Source organism: Nocardioides agariphilus, assembly GCF_015352445.1.
GTDB lineage: Bacteria > Actinomycetota > Actinomycetes > Propionibacteriales > Nocardioidaceae > Nocardioides > Nocardioides agariphilus.
On sequence record NZ_JADKPO010000001.1, the window covers coordinates 367,930 to 383,229 of the forward strand.

General features: G+C 70.6%; 14 protein-coding genes. 7 read left to right on the forward strand and 7 right to left on the reverse strand.

All coding sequences use genetic code 11. The features are described from left to right. Nucleotides 1-47: 47 nt before the first annotated feature. On the reverse strand, nucleotides 48-1,187 hold the full coding sequence (gene dapC / locus ISU10_RS01900; protein WP_194694633.1) for a succinyldiaminopimelate transaminase: 1,140 nt from the start codon (nucleotides 1,185-1,187) through the stop codon (nucleotides 48-50). A 9-nt stretch (nucleotides 1,188-1,196) separates the two neighbouring features. Next, the gene (gene fdxA / locus ISU10_RS01905) at nucleotides 1,197-1,523 is read right to left on the reverse strand and encodes a ferredoxin (RefSeq protein ID WP_194694634.1); all 327 of its coding nucleotides are present in this window, start codon (nucleotides 1,521-1,523) and stop codon (nucleotides 1,197-1,199) included. 68 nt (nucleotides 1,524-1,591) lie between these two features. Between fdxA and ISU10_RS01910 the strand changes: the two genes are divergently transcribed. From ISU10_RS01910 to ISU10_RS01920, 3 genes are all read left to right on the forward strand, one after another. Continuing rightward, nucleotides 1,592-2,503 carry a GNAT family N-acetyltransferase gene (locus ISU10_RS01910; RefSeq protein WP_194694635.1) on the forward strand — a complete coding sequence of 304 codons (912 nt, stop codon included), beginning with the start codon at nucleotides 1,592-1,594 and terminating at the stop codon, nucleotides 2,501-2,503. Between the two features lie 233 nt (nucleotides 2,504-2,736). Continuing rightward, entirely contained in the window at nucleotides 2,737-4,041 is a 1,305-nt protein-coding gene (aspS, locus tag ISU10_RS01915; RefSeq protein ID WP_194694636.1) for an aspartate--tRNA(Asn) ligase, read from the forward strand. Further along, complete coding sequence (locus tag ISU10_RS01920) at nucleotides 4,038-4,433, forward strand: RidA family protein (protein ID WP_194694637.1); 396 nt, start codon at nucleotides 4,038-4,040, stop codon at nucleotides 4,431-4,433. Before aspS ends, ISU10_RS01920 begins: the two co-directional genes overlap by 4 nt. On the opposite strand, the gene ISU10_RS01925 is transcribed toward ISU10_RS01920, so the two are convergent. The 3 genes from ISU10_RS01925 to ISU10_RS01935 form a co-directional block, all read right to left on the reverse strand. Beyond that, entirely contained in the window at nucleotides 4,420-6,159 is a 1,740-nt protein-coding gene (locus ISU10_RS01925; RefSeq protein ID WP_194694638.1) for a VanW family protein, read from the reverse strand. The two genes, ISU10_RS01920 and ISU10_RS01925, sit on opposite strands and share 14 nt — an antisense overlap. 20 nt (nucleotides 6,160-6,179) lie before the next feature. After that, on the reverse strand, nucleotides 6,180-7,091 hold the full coding sequence (gene mshB, locus ISU10_RS01930) for an N-acetyl-1-D-myo-inositol-2-amino-2-deoxy-alpha-D-glucopyranoside deacetylase (RefSeq protein ID WP_194694639.1): 912 nt from the start codon (nucleotides 7,089-7,091) through the stop codon (nucleotides 6,180-6,182). A 441-nt stretch (nucleotides 7,092-7,532) separates the two neighbouring features. Beyond that, nucleotides 7,533-7,928, reverse strand: coding sequence for a (deoxy)nucleoside triphosphate pyrophosphohydrolase (locus ISU10_RS01935; RefSeq protein ID WP_194694640.1), 396 nt, complete (start codon nucleotides 7,926-7,928; stop codon nucleotides 7,533-7,535). A gap of 18 nt (nucleotides 7,929-7,946) precedes the next feature. Between ISU10_RS01935 and ISU10_RS01940 the strand changes: the two genes are divergently transcribed. The 3 genes from ISU10_RS01940 (at nucleotide 7,947) to amaB (ending at nucleotide 12,865) form a co-directional block, all read left to right on the forward strand. Continuing rightward, complete coding sequence (locus tag ISU10_RS01940) at nucleotides 7,947-9,032, forward strand: hypothetical protein (protein WP_194694641.1); 1,086 nt, start codon at nucleotides 7,947-7,949, stop codon at nucleotides 9,030-9,032. Nucleotides 9,033-9,107: 75 nt separating this feature from the next. After that, the gene (locus tag ISU10_RS01945; RefSeq protein WP_370864560.1) at nucleotides 9,108-11,342 is read left to right on the forward strand and encodes a thiamine pyrophosphate-dependent enzyme; all 2,235 of its coding nucleotides are present in this window, start codon (nucleotides 9,108-9,110) and stop codon (nucleotides 11,340-11,342) included. After that, complete coding sequence (gene amaB / locus ISU10_RS01950; RefSeq protein ID WP_194694642.1) at nucleotides 11,339-12,865, forward strand: L-piperidine-6-carboxylate dehydrogenase; 1,527 nt, start codon at nucleotides 11,339-11,341, stop codon at nucleotides 12,863-12,865. Before ISU10_RS01945 ends, amaB begins: the two co-directional genes overlap by 4 nt. Before the next feature lie 6 nt (nucleotides 12,866-12,871). Here amaB and ISU10_RS01955 read toward each other — a convergent pair whose 3' ends face one another. Together ISU10_RS01955 and ISU10_RS01960 are read right to left on the reverse strand one after the other, a co-directional pair. Beyond that, nucleotides 12,872-14,275: a class I SAM-dependent methyltransferase gene (locus ISU10_RS01955; protein WP_370864561.1), complete on the reverse strand. Its 1,404-nt coding sequence runs from the start codon at nucleotides 14,273-14,275 to the stop codon at nucleotides 12,872-12,874. Between the two features lie 5 nt (nucleotides 14,276-14,280). Next, nucleotides 14,281-14,697 carry a nuclear transport factor 2 family protein gene (locus ISU10_RS01960; RefSeq protein ID WP_194694644.1) on the reverse strand — a complete coding sequence of 139 codons (417 nt, stop codon included), beginning with the start codon at nucleotides 14,695-14,697 and terminating at the stop codon, nucleotides 14,281-14,283. A gap of 28 nt (nucleotides 14,698-14,725) precedes the next feature. On the opposite strand from ISU10_RS01960, the gene ISU10_RS01965 reads away from it, so the two are divergent. Next, nucleotides 14,726-15,220, forward strand: coding sequence for a MarR family winged helix-turn-helix transcriptional regulator (locus tag ISU10_RS01965; protein WP_194694645.1), 495 nt, complete (start codon nucleotides 14,726-14,728; stop codon nucleotides 15,218-15,220). The last annotated feature ends 80 nt before the right edge of the window (nucleotides 15,221-15,300 follow it).

Below are 15,300 nucleotides of genomic sequence, written 5' to 3' on the forward strand. Positions count from 1 at the left end.
AGTTCTTTACCAGACGCTTTGCCAACCGCGTTGACAAGCCGTTTGCCTCAGCTGCTGGCAAGGCGCGCGGCGGCAGCAGCGGCACGCTCGTCGGTGACGGTCAGCGCGACGCGCACGTGCCTGGCGCCGGAGGCGCCGTAGAACGCGCCCGGGGCCGCCAGGATCCCGAGCTCGGCGAGGCCGGCCACGGTCTGCCAGCAGTCCTCGCCACGGGTGGCCCAGAGGTACAGCGAGGCCTCCGAGTGGTCGATCCGGAACCCGGCACCCTCCAGGGCCGGCCGCAACAGCGCCCGGCGGGCGGCGTACCGCTCCCGCTGCTCCTCGACGTGGACGTCATCGGCCAGGGCCGTCGCCATCGCGACCTGCTGCGGGCCGGGCATGATCAGCCCGAGGTTCTTGCGGACGGCCAGCAGCTCGCCCACCAGCACCGGGTCGCCGGCCACGAAGGCACAGCGGTAGCCGGCCAGGTTGCTGCGCTTGCTCAGCGAGTGGATGGCGAGCAGGCCATCGGCCGAGCCGCCGCACACGTCCGGGTGCAGCACGGAGACGGGCTCGCTCTCCCAGCCGAGCTCGATGTAGCACTCGTCGGACACCAAGACGGTCCCCCGCTGCCGGCACCAGTCGACGACCTTGCGCAGGTGCTCGGCGGGTAGCACGCGTCCGGTCGGGTTGGACGGCGAGTTCAGCCACAGCAGTCGTGGCGTCTCCGGCCCGATCGCCGTCAGCGAGTCGGCGGCGAGCGTGCGAGCACCCACGAGTCGAGCGCCGACGTCGTACGTCGGGTAGGCGAGCTCGGGGTAGACGACCAGGTCACCCGGCCCGACGCCGAGATGAAGGGCGAGGGTGGCGATCAGCTCCTTGGAGCCGATGGCCGGGATGACGGCGTCGGTGTCGAGACCGGCGACGCCGGTGACCCCCAGGCGCCTGGCCATCCAGTCCAGGGCGGCCCGGCGGGTGTCGACCCGTCCGATCGTCAGCGGGTAGCCGGGGCTGTCGGAGGCGTGCGCGAGTGCGCGGCGGACGGCCTCGGGCGTCGGGTCGACAGGGGTGCCGATCGACAGGTCGACGATGCCGTCGGGGTGCTCGCGAGCGCGCTCGGCCGCTGGCGCGAGCTGGTCCCAGGGGAAGTCAGGGAGTCGCTGGGAGACCCCGGTTTCGAGACGGCGCTGACGCGCCTCCTCAACCAACGGGTGGGGTCACTCGTCGTGCTCTTGGGGCGGCAGCGCCGCGACCAGCTCGTGGTCGTGGTCGATCTCGCCGAGCTTGGCGGCGCCACCGGGCGAGCCGAGGTCGTCGAAGAAGTGGACGTTGGCGTCGTAGTAGCCCTTCCACTCCTCCGGCGTGTCGTCCTCGTAGAAGATCGCCTCGACCGGGCACACCGGCTCACACGCACCACAGTCCACGCACTCGTCGGGGTGGATGTAGAGCATCCGCTTGCCCTCGTAGATGCAGTCGACGGGACACTCGTCGACGCAGGCCCGGTCCTTCAGGTCGACGCACGGCTGGGCGATGACGTAGGTCACCAGTTCCTCCTGTTTCGCACCGTAGATGCGGACGGGTGTCAGATCGGGGCCAGCCTAGTCTTCGGGACGTGTCGACGTCCGCGCAGGCCCGCTCCTTGGGCCCACATGTCGTAGGCAACCGCATCGTGGTCCGCCGGATGCTGGCCGGCGAGACCGGTCCGTCGGGTGGCCCGGCCATGACCGACCTGCTGGGTGTGTGCGTGGCCTGGGGCGAGGGGGTCTGCGTCGTAGCGCCGGACGCAGGCGGACCCGATGTCGTCATCCCGCTCTCGGACATCGTGTCCGGCAAGCCGGTGCCGCCGCGCCCCTCACCCCGACACCGTGTGTCGCCCCGGGACGCGCAGGTGCGCGGCTTCGCGCTCTTCCCCGACCTGGAGGTCGTGGAGGTGCCCGGCCCCTCGGGCTGGCTGCTGCGCTCGTCCGCGACGGCCAGCGCGCGGCGAGCCAACTCCGTGCTCGCCTTCCCCGGCGAGGGCGACTTCGGGCGGGCCGAGGTGGCCGCCGTCCAGGCGCACTACGCCGCTTCTGGCAGGCCCGCCGTGGCCGCGGTGCTGGGCGAGTCGGAGGAGCGCTCCTTCTTCCAGGGCCTCGGATGGGTGCCGGAGAGCCATGACGCCGACACCCTGTTCCAGCTGGCCTCCGTGGCCGCCGTACGCCGTGCGCTGCGGTCGGTCGACCACGAACCGGTCGCGCTCACGGTGGAGGGCGGCACGGCGACGGCCTCGTTGCGAGGAGTCGCGCAGGGAGTCGCGGCCTACGCCGACGACTGGGTCGGCTTCCGCGGCATCGAGGTCGCCGCCGAGCACCGCCGACGCGGCCTTGGTCGGACGATCATGGCTGCGCTCGTCGCGTGGGGCGCCGAGCAGGGCGCGACCACGGCCTACCTGCAGGTGCTGGGCGACAACGACCCGGCCCTGGCGATGTACGCCTCGATGGGCTTCAGCACCCACCACGCCTACGCGTACCTCACGCCGAGCTGACGAGGTCGTGTGCTGAGGTGGCCGCCAGGAAAGCCGTTTCAGCACACGACCTCGTCTCGATACCCTTGCTCCGGCACCGGTGAGGCCTGACAACCCTCTCTCCATCGCGAGCAGCCGGGGTCCGCGCGTCCGGCGTACCGACGAGAGGCCGATGACTCATCGGCGAAGGTGTGGTGGCACCGCGACCTTGCCCCCGCCCACACCTCCAGGGCTTCCGCCTACTGGAGGTAACCATGGTCTCGCCAAGCCCGACCACCCACACCCGCACGCTCTGTGCCGACCTGCCCGCCGCGACCCCTGGCCAACCCGTCCGGATCCAGGGCTGGGTGCACCGCCGCCGCGAGCTGGCGCAGCTGACGTTCCTCGTCGTGCGCGACCGGACCGGCCTGGCCCAGGTCGTCGTCCGCGGCGAGGCCGCCGACCAGGTGCCGCCGGAGGAGACGCCTGTCGAGGTGACCGGCACGGCGACCGCCAACGAGCAGGCACCCGGCGGTGTCGAGCTCACCGAGCCGAGGATCACGGCCCTCTCCGACGACGCCGAGACACCGCCCGTCGAGCTCTGGCGACCGACCCTCAACGCAGGCCTGCCGACCCTGCTCGACCACGCCGCCGTGACCTGGCGGCACCCGATGCAACGGGCCAAGTGGGAGCTCGCGGCAGCCAGCCTGAAGGGGTTCCGCGAGACCCTCGACGCGACCGGCTTCACCGAGGTCGCCTCGCCCAAGCTGGTCGAGTCGGCGACCGAGAGTGGCGCCAACGTCTTCGCAGTCGACTACTTCGGCCGGCCGGCGTACCTCGCCCAGAGTCCGCAGTTCTACAAGCAGGTGCTGGTCGGGGTCTTCGAACGCGTCTACGAGGTCGGGCCGGTCTTCCGCGCCGAGCCGCACGACACGGTCCGGCACCTGGCCGAGTACGTCAGCCTCGACGTCGAGCTCGGCTTCATCGAGGACCACCACGAGGTGATCGCGTGCCTGCGTGACGTCGTGGCCGGCATGGTCGCGGCCGTGCGCGAGTACGCCGGCCCGGCCGTCGAGCGCCTCGGTCTCGTGCTGCCCGACGTCTTGGAGGAGATCCCCCTGCTGCACTTCCGCGAGGCCCTGGAGATCGCCGGCGCGCCCGCCGACGAGCCGGACCTGGCGCCGGCACACGAGCGCGCGATCGGTGAGTGGGCCAAGGCCGAGCACGGCAGCGACTTCGTCGTCGTCGAGGGCTACCCGACCGCCAACCGGGCGTTCTACAGCCACCCGGACCCCGCCGACCCGCACTGGAGCAGGTCCTTCGACCTGATCTTCCGCGGGGTCGAGCTGGTCAGCGGGGCTCAGCGGCTGCACCGCTACGACGACTACGTCCGCACCCTCGAGGAGCGCGGCTACCCGTATGCGCCCTACGCGTCGTACGTCGAGGCGTTCCGGCGGGGCATCCCTCCGCACGGCGGCTTCGCGATCGGGCTGGAGCGGTTCGTCGGGCGGCTCACCGAGTCTGCGAACATCCGTGAGGTGACCCTGTTCCCCCGTGACCTGCACCGGCTGACCCCATGAACGACCCCAGCACCGAGCGTGTCTCGTCGGGGTCGCCCTACGAGCAGACCGTCGGGTTCAGCCGGGCCGTCCGGACCGGACGTCATGTCTTCGTGTCCGGCACCGCTCCGATCTGGCCGGACGGGCAGGTCGACCCCGACCCGTTGGCCCAGGCCCGCCGGTGCTGGGAGATCGCGCTCGACGCGCTCGCCCAGCTCGGCGGGTCGCCCGCCGATGTGGTGCGCACCCGGTCGTTCCTCACCGACCGAGCCCATGAGGCTGCGGCCAGCCAGGCCCACGGCGAGGTGTTCGCCGACGTGCGGCCGGCCTCCACCATGCTCGTGGTCGCGGGCCTGCTCGACGAGCGCTGGGTGGTCGAGGTCGAGCTCGACGCCGTCCTCACTCGCAGATGACGGTGTCCGACGGCGTGTAGTGGGTGTGCATGACCTCGTCGTGGTCCTGCGAGGGGTCGCTCGGCAGGTGGAAGTGACGCGTCACGTCGATGTCGAAGCCGCCGTACCCCTCGTTGGGATAGCAGTCCTCGGTGTCGAGCCGGCGGATCTTGGGTGAGGTGAGGTTGTAGCGGTCGGAGGCCGACGTGGTGATCTCCCAGTACTTCGTCGACCACATGGTCACCGTGGCGCTCCCCTGCGCACTCGACGAGCTCGGGGTGATGCCGGCCTGGATCAGGACGCCGTAGGGCGTGTCGTTGGTGAACCTCAGGTCGACGCTCGGCCAGGCCACCGTCGCCTCGCGGCCGACGGGGTAGCGGTCGATGTAGAACGAGTGTGGCTTGTGCTCGACGTCCTCGAGCCCGGCGAAGAACGCGGCGTTGAACGTGGTGGTCGCCGACTGCGAGACGCCCCCGCCGTAGTCCTCCTTGAAGATGCCGTTCTCGATGATGAAGCCCTTGACGAAGCCGTTCTCGGCGGTGCGCTCGCCCACGGTGTCATTGAGCGAGAACGTCTCTCCGGGCTTGAGCACCGTGCCGTTGATCAGCTCCATCGCACGGCCGATGTTGGTGTTGCGGTAGTCGGCGTAGGGGAAGTACGTGGTGAAGGTCGAGACCTGCTCGACGATCTTGAGCGCCTTCGCATCGGCCGTGGTGAAGTCGGCCTGCCGCACCTCGGCGTCGACGCGCGCCTCACGCTCGCCCTCGGGCTTGGCCAACGCTGCCGTGAACGCCGCGGTCACCTCGTCAGGGTCGAACTCGACCCCGGGCTTGGCCGGGATCACCTTCGGTCGACCACCCACGAGAGCAACCGTCGCGTCGACCGGCGCGCCGCCGTCGCTGGCGACCTGCTCCTCGACGAGGCGGAGGAGCTTCCTCTGGTTGACGTGCGGCTCGAGCTTGCCGTCGACGGGCCGCAACGACAGCGCGGAGGCGAAGTCGCGTGGCCTCAGCCGCACGCGGTCCTCCCCGAACACCAAGGTGACGGCTGCCGAGACCGCCGGGTTGGCGAACCCCTCGACCGCCTCGCGCACGTCGTCCGCGTCGATGTCGGGGGCCGTCGACACCAGGTCCAGGCTCGCCGTCGGGTCCTCGGAGAGGTACGCCGCGACGATCGCTTCGCGTGCCTGCTCGGGGTCGATGGCGCGTCCGCTACGCGGCTTCACCTCGCGCACCCGGGTGCCCTTGAAGGTGACCTGGCCGTCGACCGCGGGCGTCCCGGTGGACTCGGCGAGCGTCGCCAGGTAGTCCTGCATGGCCGGCTCGGAGACCGACACCACCGGGTCGAGATCGTCGCCGCCGGTGTAGTAGTTCCAGATCCAGACCGGGTCCCAGCTACGACCCGCACCCGCCTCGCGCACCGAGGCGACGTAGTCGACTCCCAGGCCCAGCTGGGCCGGGCTCGCTGTCTGGGTCTCGCCGCCCACCTCGATGGTGACCGGCGCATCGGCGCGTGCGGCGAGACCATCGCGCAGGGCTGCGGCAGCCGCGACAAGAGTGAGGCCGCCGACGTCCACACCACCGACCTCGGTCCCCCGTGGGGTCTTGTCCTGAGCGCCGAGGTAGGCCGCGACGTAACCGCCACCGATGAGCGCACCGAGCACCAGCAAGGTGACCAGCACGACACGGAACCCCGCCCGCTCGCGCTTGTCGGGACGCTGCGTGGGCACCCCCGGCTTGCTCGTCACGCGGTCATCGTAGAGAGCGCTCAGAGGCCGGCGAACAGGTCGGTCTCCCACCCATGGTCGTCAACCGGACCCTGCTGGCCCTTGGCCAGCCGGTAGAACTCCTCGCCGAACATCGACTGGCCGTTCTCGGCCCCGCGGAAGAAGACGCCGTCCTCCTCGACCTGACTGCGGTGCCGCGCCAGCGCGGCCAGCTTGGTGTCGAGCAGGGCGGTGCCGTCGACCCGCGCACTGATGTCGGCGTCGGCGGTCACCCACGGACCGAAGTCGCCGTCGGGGTCCATGCCCTCGAAGGTCTCGGTGTCGCCGTCCTCGCGTAGCCGGCGCAGCATCATGCGGAAGCGGGTCTCGGACATCGCACACCAATAGATCTTGGCGATGTCCCAGACCTCGCCGAGCTCGCGCTTGTAGGAAGGCACTGCGGCCAGTGCGGCGGCGTAGGTCGCGACGCGGTGCGCCTGGATGTGATCGGGGTGGCCGTAGTTGCCGAACTCGTCGTAGGTCACCAGCACCTGGGGACGAACCTCGCGGATCACCTCGACGAGGTGGTCGGCGGCCTCGCGCAGATCGGCGTTCCAGAAGGCGTTGGTATGGGTGTCGTCGGCGGGGATCGCGTAGCCGTCGGCGTGCCACTGCATGCCGGAGTCGCGGTAGGCGCCGAAGCCGCCGAGGAAGCGGTGGTCGGTGACACCCAGCTCCTTCATCGCATCGGCCAGCTCGTCGCGGCGATGCTCGCCGAGCTGGTCGTCCTTGTGGGCAGCGAGGTGCTCGAGCTCGGGCACCAAGATCTCGCCCATCTCCCCTGCCGTGCAGGTGACCAGGGTGACCCCGCGGCCCATCGCGACGTAGCGCGCCATGGTCGCGCCGTTTTGGATGGTCTCGTCGTCGGGGTGGGCGTGGACGAGAAGGATGCGCTGCTCGGGTACGGAACTCACGGGTTCGAGCGTAGGCCGTGGGTGCGACAGTCCTGCCGATGGTGGATGGTTGTTGTTGGTTGAGGAGGTTGCGCAGCAACCGTCTCGAAACCACGGGGGTGGTTGTTGTTGGTTGAGGAGGTTGCGCAGCAACCGTCTCGAAACCACGGGGGTGGTTGTTGTTGGTTGAGGAGGTTGCGCAGCAACCGTCTCGAAACCATCAGGGTCGGCGTTGTCTGGTTTCGAGACAGGCGCTAGCGCGCCTTCCTCAACCAGCGGGGGGCTAGCGCGCCTTCCTCAACCAGCGGGGGTGGTTGTTGTTGGTTGAGGAGGTTGCGCAGCAACCGTCTCGAAACCATGGTGGTCGGCGTTGTCTGGTTTCGAGACAGGCGCTAGCGCGCCTTCCTCAACCAGCGTGGGGTAGCGCGCCTTCCTCAACCAGCGTGGGGTAGCGCGCCTTCCTCAATCAGCGAGCGCTGCGCGGATCTCGTCTACGAATGGCCGGTCGGGCTCGAGCCAGTCGACGTCGTCGAGCTCCTCGGCGCAGAGCCAGCGCACCTGGTCGTGCTCGACGGGAGCCGGCTCGCCGGCGACCAGGGTCGCGTAGGCGGCGCGCAGCACCAACCCCTCGCGGATCTCTGCTTCCGCGGACAGCCAGCCCGAGACGCGGACCTCGACGCCGAGCTCCTCACGTACCTCGCGCACCAGCGCCGCCTCGGGCGTCTCGCCCGGCTCGACCTTGCCGCCGGGCAGCTCCCACCTGCCGGCGGCCTCGACCGGCGCCGTACGCCGGCAGGCCAGCACGCGACCCTCACGCACGATCGCCGCACCGACGACGACCCGAGGAGTGGCAGGCATGACAGTAGGTTGGCGGGCGTGACCGAGGGGCCAGTCGTCGGGGTGCACCTACGCCGCACCGACGAGAACGTGCGCGAGATCGACGCTCTGGCCGGGCTCCTCGACGGACGGGTCGGGGTCGACGCCGTGCTGGGGGACCTCAACCGCCAGGCGCGGCGTACGTTCCTGCTCGGCCGCGGACGCCTCGGCCAGGCGGTGGACTGGGGCTTCGCCTTCGACCGTGAGGACCGCGGCGACATGCGGTGGTGGCCGCAAGGCGTCTCGACCTCGGCCGACGCTTCCGACACCGAGGACATCGGTGGCAAGCACGTGCTGGTGGTCAGCTGGTACGCCAAGGACGAGAGCGGCGTGCGGGTCACCTTCATCGACCTCGCGAGCCTGCGCTACCGGCACGCGCTGCTGGTCGTGCCGGTGCTCGACCAGCACGGCGAGCTGGTCCTGCGTCCTCTGCGCGTGCACGCCGGCGGGGTCGTCTGGAACGGGCCCTACCTGCACGTTGCCGCCACCGCGCGCGGCCTGATGACCTGCAAGGTCGACGACATCATGCGCGTGCCCGACGCGCGGGGTACGCGCGCCTACCAGTTGGGCCCGCACGGCGCGCGGTTCGCATCCTTGGGCTACCGCTACGTGCTGCCGGTGCGGTTCTCCTACCGTGCTTACGCCGAAGACGGGTTCGACAAGCTGCGCTACTCGTTCCTCTCGCTCGACCGCGGTGCCGATCCGCCGTCGCTCGTCGCGGGCGAGTACGGCCGGACCGGACAGTCCACCCGCCTCGCGCGCTACCACCTCGAACCCGACACCCTGATGCTGCGCACCGACGATGACGGGCTCTCACGGCCCATCGGCGTCGACGACGGCGGGGTCTCCCGCATGCAAGGTGCCTCGATCGTCGACGGCCGCTACCACGTCACGGTCTCCCACGGCCCATGGAAGCCCGGCAGCGTGTACGTCGGCACGCCGGGCGACTTCCACGAGCACCGGTGGGCGACTCCGATGGGACCTGAGGACATCGCGTACTGGCCCTCCACCGAGCGGTTCTGGTCGGTCAGCGAGCACCCGCACCGCCGATGGGTGTTCTCGATGAAGAAGTCGTCGCTCGAGTAGTCCGAGTACGAGCAACTCGGCGACGTACTTCGGGCCGTGCTGACCCGTCGACCGTCGCCCGGCATAGTGGGGCGGGTGACCGTGGCCCTCGATGAGTACTTCCGGTCGACGGTCGCCTCCTGGTCTTCCGGTGTCGAACCCGGTGGTGAACCCGGTGTTGAACCCGGTGTTGAACCCGGTGTTGAACCCGGTGTTGAACCCGGTGTTGAACCCGGTGTTGAACCCGGTGTCGAACCTGGGGGCGAAGCCGGGGAGAGCGACCCCCGTCTGCCCCAGCTCTTCGAGGCACAGGCCCTCAGCCGGCACCTCGACTTCGCGGCTCGCGAGCTCCACGCCCAGGGCGAGGGCTTCTACACGATCGGCTCGGCCGGCCACGAGAGCAACGCAGCGGTCGCATTGGCGTTGCGGCCCGACGACCCGGCGCTGCTGCACTACCGCTCCGGGGGCTTCTACTGCGCACGCGCCTCACAGGTCGACGGCATCGACCCCGTCCGCGACGTCGTCCACGGACTGACCGGTTCTCGCAAGGAGCCGATCTCGCACGGGCGTCACAAGGTGTTCGGTCACCCGCGCCTCCACGTCATCCCGCAGACCTCGACGATCGCCTCGCACCTGCCCCGAGCGGTGGGACTCGCGTTCGGCATCCACCGCGCCCAGCGCATCGGCGTGACGACGCCGTGGCCCGACGACGCGGTCGTCGTCGCCAGCCTGGGAGACGCCTCGATCAACCACTCGACCGCGGTCGGCGCGTTCAACGCGGCCGGGCACGCCGTCCATCAGAAGCTCCCGCTGCCCCTGCTGGTCGTCTGCGAGGACAACGGCTGGGGCATCTCGGTGCCCAGCCCGCCCGGCTGGGTCGAGGAGGCCCTGTCGACCCGGCCCGGGTTCGAGTACGTCGCAGCCGACGGCGCCGATGCCCCGGCCGCGTTGAGAGCGGCCACCGAGGCCGCCGAGTGGGTCCGGTCCTCCCGCTCACCGGTCTTCCTGCATCTGCGCACGGTGCGCTTCCTCGGCCACGCCGGCTCCGACGCGGAGCTCGGCTACCGCCGCGAGCGGGACGTGCAAGCCGACTACGCACGCGACCCGCTGCTCGGCGCGGCCCGCGCGCTGGTGGACGCCGGGTGGTCACCCGGCGCCGTGCTGGCCAGGTACGACGCCGCCCGCCAACGCGTCGCCGGGGCCGTCCGCGACGCCGTCCCCGCAGACCGGCTGGGCTCCGCGGAGGAGGTGATGCGTCCGCTCGAGCGACGCACGCGTGCGACCAGCATCGCGGCCGCCGCCGACCGCAAGGACTCCTTCCCGCGCGGGCTCCCGGAGGAGAACGGTCCGCTCACGCTCGCGCAGTCGGTCAACGCCGCGCTCACCGACGTGCTCGCCGCATGCCCCGAGGCGATCGTGCTCGGCGAGGACGTCGGCACCAAGGGCGGGGTGTACGGCGTGACGCTGGGGCTGCAGAAGACGTTCGGATCGACACGGGTCTTCGACACGCCCCTCGACGAGCAGACGATCCTCGGCCTGGCCCTGGGCACGTCGCTGGCCGGACTGCTCCCCATCGCGGAGATCCAGTACCTGGCCTACCTCCACAACGCCGAGGACCAGCTGCGCGGTGAGGCAGCCACGATCCAGTTCTTCTCCGACAGCCAGTACTCCAACGGCATGGTCGTGCGGATCGCCTCGTTGGCCTCACTGAAGGGCTTCGGGGGCCACTTCCACAACGACAACGCCATCGGCGTCCTGCGCGACATCCCCGGCATCGTCGTCGCGTGCCCCTCCAGCGCGGCCGAGGCCCCCGAGCTGCTACGCACCCTGGCGGGGATGGCTGCGGGCGAGGGCAGGGTGGGCGTGCTGCTGGAGCCGACCGCGATGTACCACGACAAGGACCACTCCGCGCCGTACCCACCCCCCGAAAGATGGCGACCCGGCAAGTCCGACCGCGAGACCGGCCGTCTCCACTGGGGTGGGCGGGAGGTGCTCGTCGTCACGTTCGGCAACGGGGTCTCGATGGCCAAGCGCGCCGCCGAGCGAGCAGGGGTCGCGGCCACGGTGTTCGACCTGCGGTGGCTGGTGCCGCTGCCGGTGCTGCACCTGCTGTCGGTCGTCGCGGCGTTCCCCAAGATCCTCGTCGTCGACGAGACGCGGCGGTCGGGTGGCGTCTCCGAGGGTGTCGTCACCGCGCTGGTCGAGGGCGGCTACACCGGTGCCATCCGACGCGTGACCGCCGAGGACTCCTTCGTCCCCCTCGGCCCGGCCGCGGCCCACGTGGTGCTCACCGAGGACGACGTGGTCGCTGCCCTATCGTCGTTCGCATGAGCCTTCCGTCCGAGACCGATCTGCGCGCCCTCGCCGAGTCCGCCGCGCGCGCCTGCGGCGTCGACCTGTCGGCCGCGGCGGGCGAGCACGTCGGGCTGTCCCCGATCAACGGGCTGCCCGTGGCGTCGTTGGCCTGGTCGACACCCGACCAGGTGGCCGCGGCAGTGGCGCGCGCGGCAACCGCCTACGACGAGTGGCGGCTGGTGCCCGCACCGGTGAGAGGCGGCGTCGTGCGCCGGTTCGGCGAGCTGCTGCGCGAGCACCTCGACGACCTCGCCACGCTGGTCACGATCGAGGTCGGCAAGATCACCTCCGAGGCGCGCGGCGAGGTGCAGGAGATGGTGGACATCTGCGACTACGCCGTGGGGCTGTCGCGCCAGCTCTTCGGTCGCACGATGACGTCGGAGCGGCCGGCCCACCGCCTGATGGAGACCTGGCACCCACTGGGCGTCGTCGGCGTCATCTCGGCATTCAACTTCCCCGTGGCCGTGTGGTCGTGGAACACGGCGATCGCCTTGGTCTGCGGCGACCCCGTGGTCTGGAAGCCCTCGGAGCAGGCGCCCCTGTGCGCGCTCGCCTCGGCCGCTCTCTTGTCGCGCGCCCTGGACGAGGCGGGCTTCTCCCCCGACATCTCGCAGGTGGTGCTCGGTGACGCGACCGTCGGCCTCACCATGGTCGACGACCCGGCCGTCGCCCTGGTCTCGGCTACCGGCTCGACGCGGATGGGACGCGAGGTCGGACCTCGCGTGGCCGCCCGCTTCGGGCGGTCGCTCCTGGAGCTCGGCGGCAACAACGCCGCCATCGTGGCGCCGTCCGCCGACCTCGACCTGACGACGCGCGGCATCGTCTTCGCGGCCGCCGGCACAGCCGGTCAGCGATGCACGAGCATGCGACGCGTGATTGCCCACACCTCCGTAGTCGACGCCGTCACCGACCGCGTGGCCGCTGCCTACGCCAAGCTGCCCATCGGCTCGCCGCTCGAGCCGGGCACGCTCGTCGGGCCGCTGGTCAACGAGCGCGCCCACTCGTCGTACGCAGCCGCCGTCTCGGCCGCTCAGGAGTCGGGCGGCGAGCTGGTCGTCGGCGGCGAGCGAGTGCTGGATGCGGAGGCCGCAGGCGCCTACTACGTGCGGCCCACGGTCGTTCGGATGAAGGAGCAGTCGGAGGTCGTGCACACCGAGACGTTCGCGCCCCTGCTCTACGTGATGGCCTACGACGACCTCGACGAGGCGATCGCCCTCAACAACGCCGTGCCACAAGGGCTCTCGTCCTCGATCTTCACCCAAGACCAGGCCGAGGCCGAGCTGTTCATGTCGGCGGCCGGCTCGGACTGCGGCATCGTCAACGTCAACATCGGCACGTCCGGCGCCGAGATCGGCGGAGCCTTCGGCGGCGAGAAGGAGACCGGTGGTGGCCGCGAGTCCGGCTCCGACGCCTGGCGCGCCTACATGCGTCGCGCCACCAACACGGTCAACTACTCCGGCGACCTGCCCCTCGCCCAAGGCGTCACGTTCGACGTCTGAGATCGGTCAGCAGTCGACCCACACCGCCTTGTAGCGGAGCCGGGCATCACGATGCGCCCTCGAGGTCGAGCCCGAGACCTGGAATCCCCAGCCCCGCAAGGCATCCGCGACGCTGTCGCGGTCCTTCTCCTCGTTAAACACCCCCACGACCAGCCGTCCGCCCGGGGCGACGACCTCGGCGGTCAGCCGCTCGACGAACTCCGCGCGGCGACGTGGTGGCACGTAGTCCAGACCGGTACGCACGACCTCGAACCTCCTGGGCGGCACCCAGCTCATCGCGTTGCCGGTCCAGATCCGGTCGCCCCACTCGGGGAGGCGGGCCCTGGCGAGGTCTGCCAGGCGAGCGGATATCTCGACGCCGTAGGGCTCGACGTGACGGCCCTCCTCGGCCGCCCATGCGACGAGCGACTCCATCAGGTGCCCGTTTGCGCAGCCGATGTCGAGCACCACGACCGGGCTCTCGCGGCGAGGTACGGCGTCCAGCAGCAGCCGGCGGGCCTGTTCCCACCGGACCCCGTCGCCGCTGTTGCCGGACTGGCCCTGAGGGGTGGTCGCAGCGAGGTAGGCAGGTTCGACGATCTCGAGGACCCGCTGGTGCCAGCCCTCCTCGTCGATCTCACCGCGCAGGAGCGCCTCGTCGATCACACCGAGCTCGCGCCAGCCGCGCTCCTTGCTGCCGGCCAGCGAGTCGTCGGGCCGGTTGGCTACGAACACCAGCTCTCGGCCGGGGCGGTCTGGGGCGTCGCGGATGTCGAGGGTCACGAACCCGGCCGCATCCAGGTCGCGCCCGACCTGATGCCGGTCGCGGAAGCGGAGCGTGGACTGCGAGGTGATCGTCGCGTCGTGGAAGACGAGCGTGGAACGGAAGGTCACCAGCTCGCCCTCGACATCGGTCACCTCGTGCCACGACTCGACGCGGCCTTCGCCTTCGACATCGGCCGTGGTGGTCGACTGCTCACGTGTCCACTCGAGCCACGCCTGCCGATCCGGGTCGCGAGTCTCGAAGACCAGGTGTCCTCCGGGCCGCAGTACGTCGTGCGCTCGCGCGAGCACGTCGCGCCACGACTCGTCCGTGGTGAAGACCTGAGCCACATTGGCGGTCATCGTCACCAGGTCGAACCTCAGGTCGGCCACGGCATCGATCTCGCCGACCACCCAGCGGACGCGCCCAGCACCTTCCTTGCGACGCGCGACGTCGACCGAGGCGGCCGCCGGGTCGACGCCCGTCACGTCGAGCCCCCGCGCGGCCAGCATGATCGCGAAGGTCCCCGTGCCACATCCCAGGTCGAGCACCGTGCGTGCGCCCAGCTCGTCCGCGATCGCGAGGTAGGCCTCGAGGTCGCTTCTGTCGGGATCCAGCGGGTCGTAGACCGCAGCGAGCCTCCGGTCGACGAACAGGCGGTCGGGCACCCGCGTCATTCAACCAGCGGTCCGATGGGCTCGTAGCAGTCGAAGGTCTCGTGCTCGCAGATCACGCCGCCGCGGACTGTCAGCAGGGCGGCAACGTGAGCGACGAGTTCCAGACCCGCCGGAAACGGGCCGGCGTCGACGCCAACCGTGCCGCGCCACGTTGCCTTGACGGCGACGCGGTCGCCCGCCGTGAAGATCTCCTCGACCTCGAAGGCCTGCTCGCTCAACAGTGCCTTGCCGGCACGGAATCCCGCCACGGTCTCGTCGAGGTCCCGGACGGCGCCCTGAGGCGTGATGGCGTTGGGGTGCTCGGTCACCCGTAGGCCCTCGGCGAGCAACGGCCTCAGCTCGTCCTCGGTAGACCCGAGATCGGCCACCACCTCGAAGTAGCGGCGCACCACATCCTCAACTCCACTTGTCATGATCGGCAATATACACAACTATGGTTGTGTGATTGAGGAGCTGCCTGACCTCGACCTCGCCTCGGCCCTGACCTTGGCCGGTGACGCCGTGAGCGGAGTCGTGCTTGCAGCCTTGAGGGGGACCGGGCTGCGCCACGGGCACGGGTACGTCGTGCAGCGCTTGCTCGTCGGACCCAGCACGGCCACAGAGATCGCCGTCGAGCTCGGCATCACCCAGCAGGCCGTCTCCAAGACCCTCAAGGAGCTCGTCGGGCTCGGCCACGTGGAAGCGGTGCCAGATCCCGATGATCGACGGCGTCACCCCGTCCGGCTGACGCCTCGCGGACGGCGGGCGGTCGCCAAGGCAAGGGCAGCGCGCCGCGACCTCGACGCTCGCTTCCGCGACGCGCTGGGCGACGATGGCTTCGAGCGCACCCTCGCGAGCCTGCTCATCGTCCTCGACTCGCTTGCCCTGGCTGGCCCGGTCCGCCGCCGGGCCGTACCGCCGCCGGCCTACGAGCTGCCGGTGGTGGGGTGTCGATGACCCGTCCGGACGGAGTCGTCCATCGGTAGCCGTCGTCGGGCAGGCGGTGGTAGGTCCAGCGGGCGTGGGTCTTGACCCGG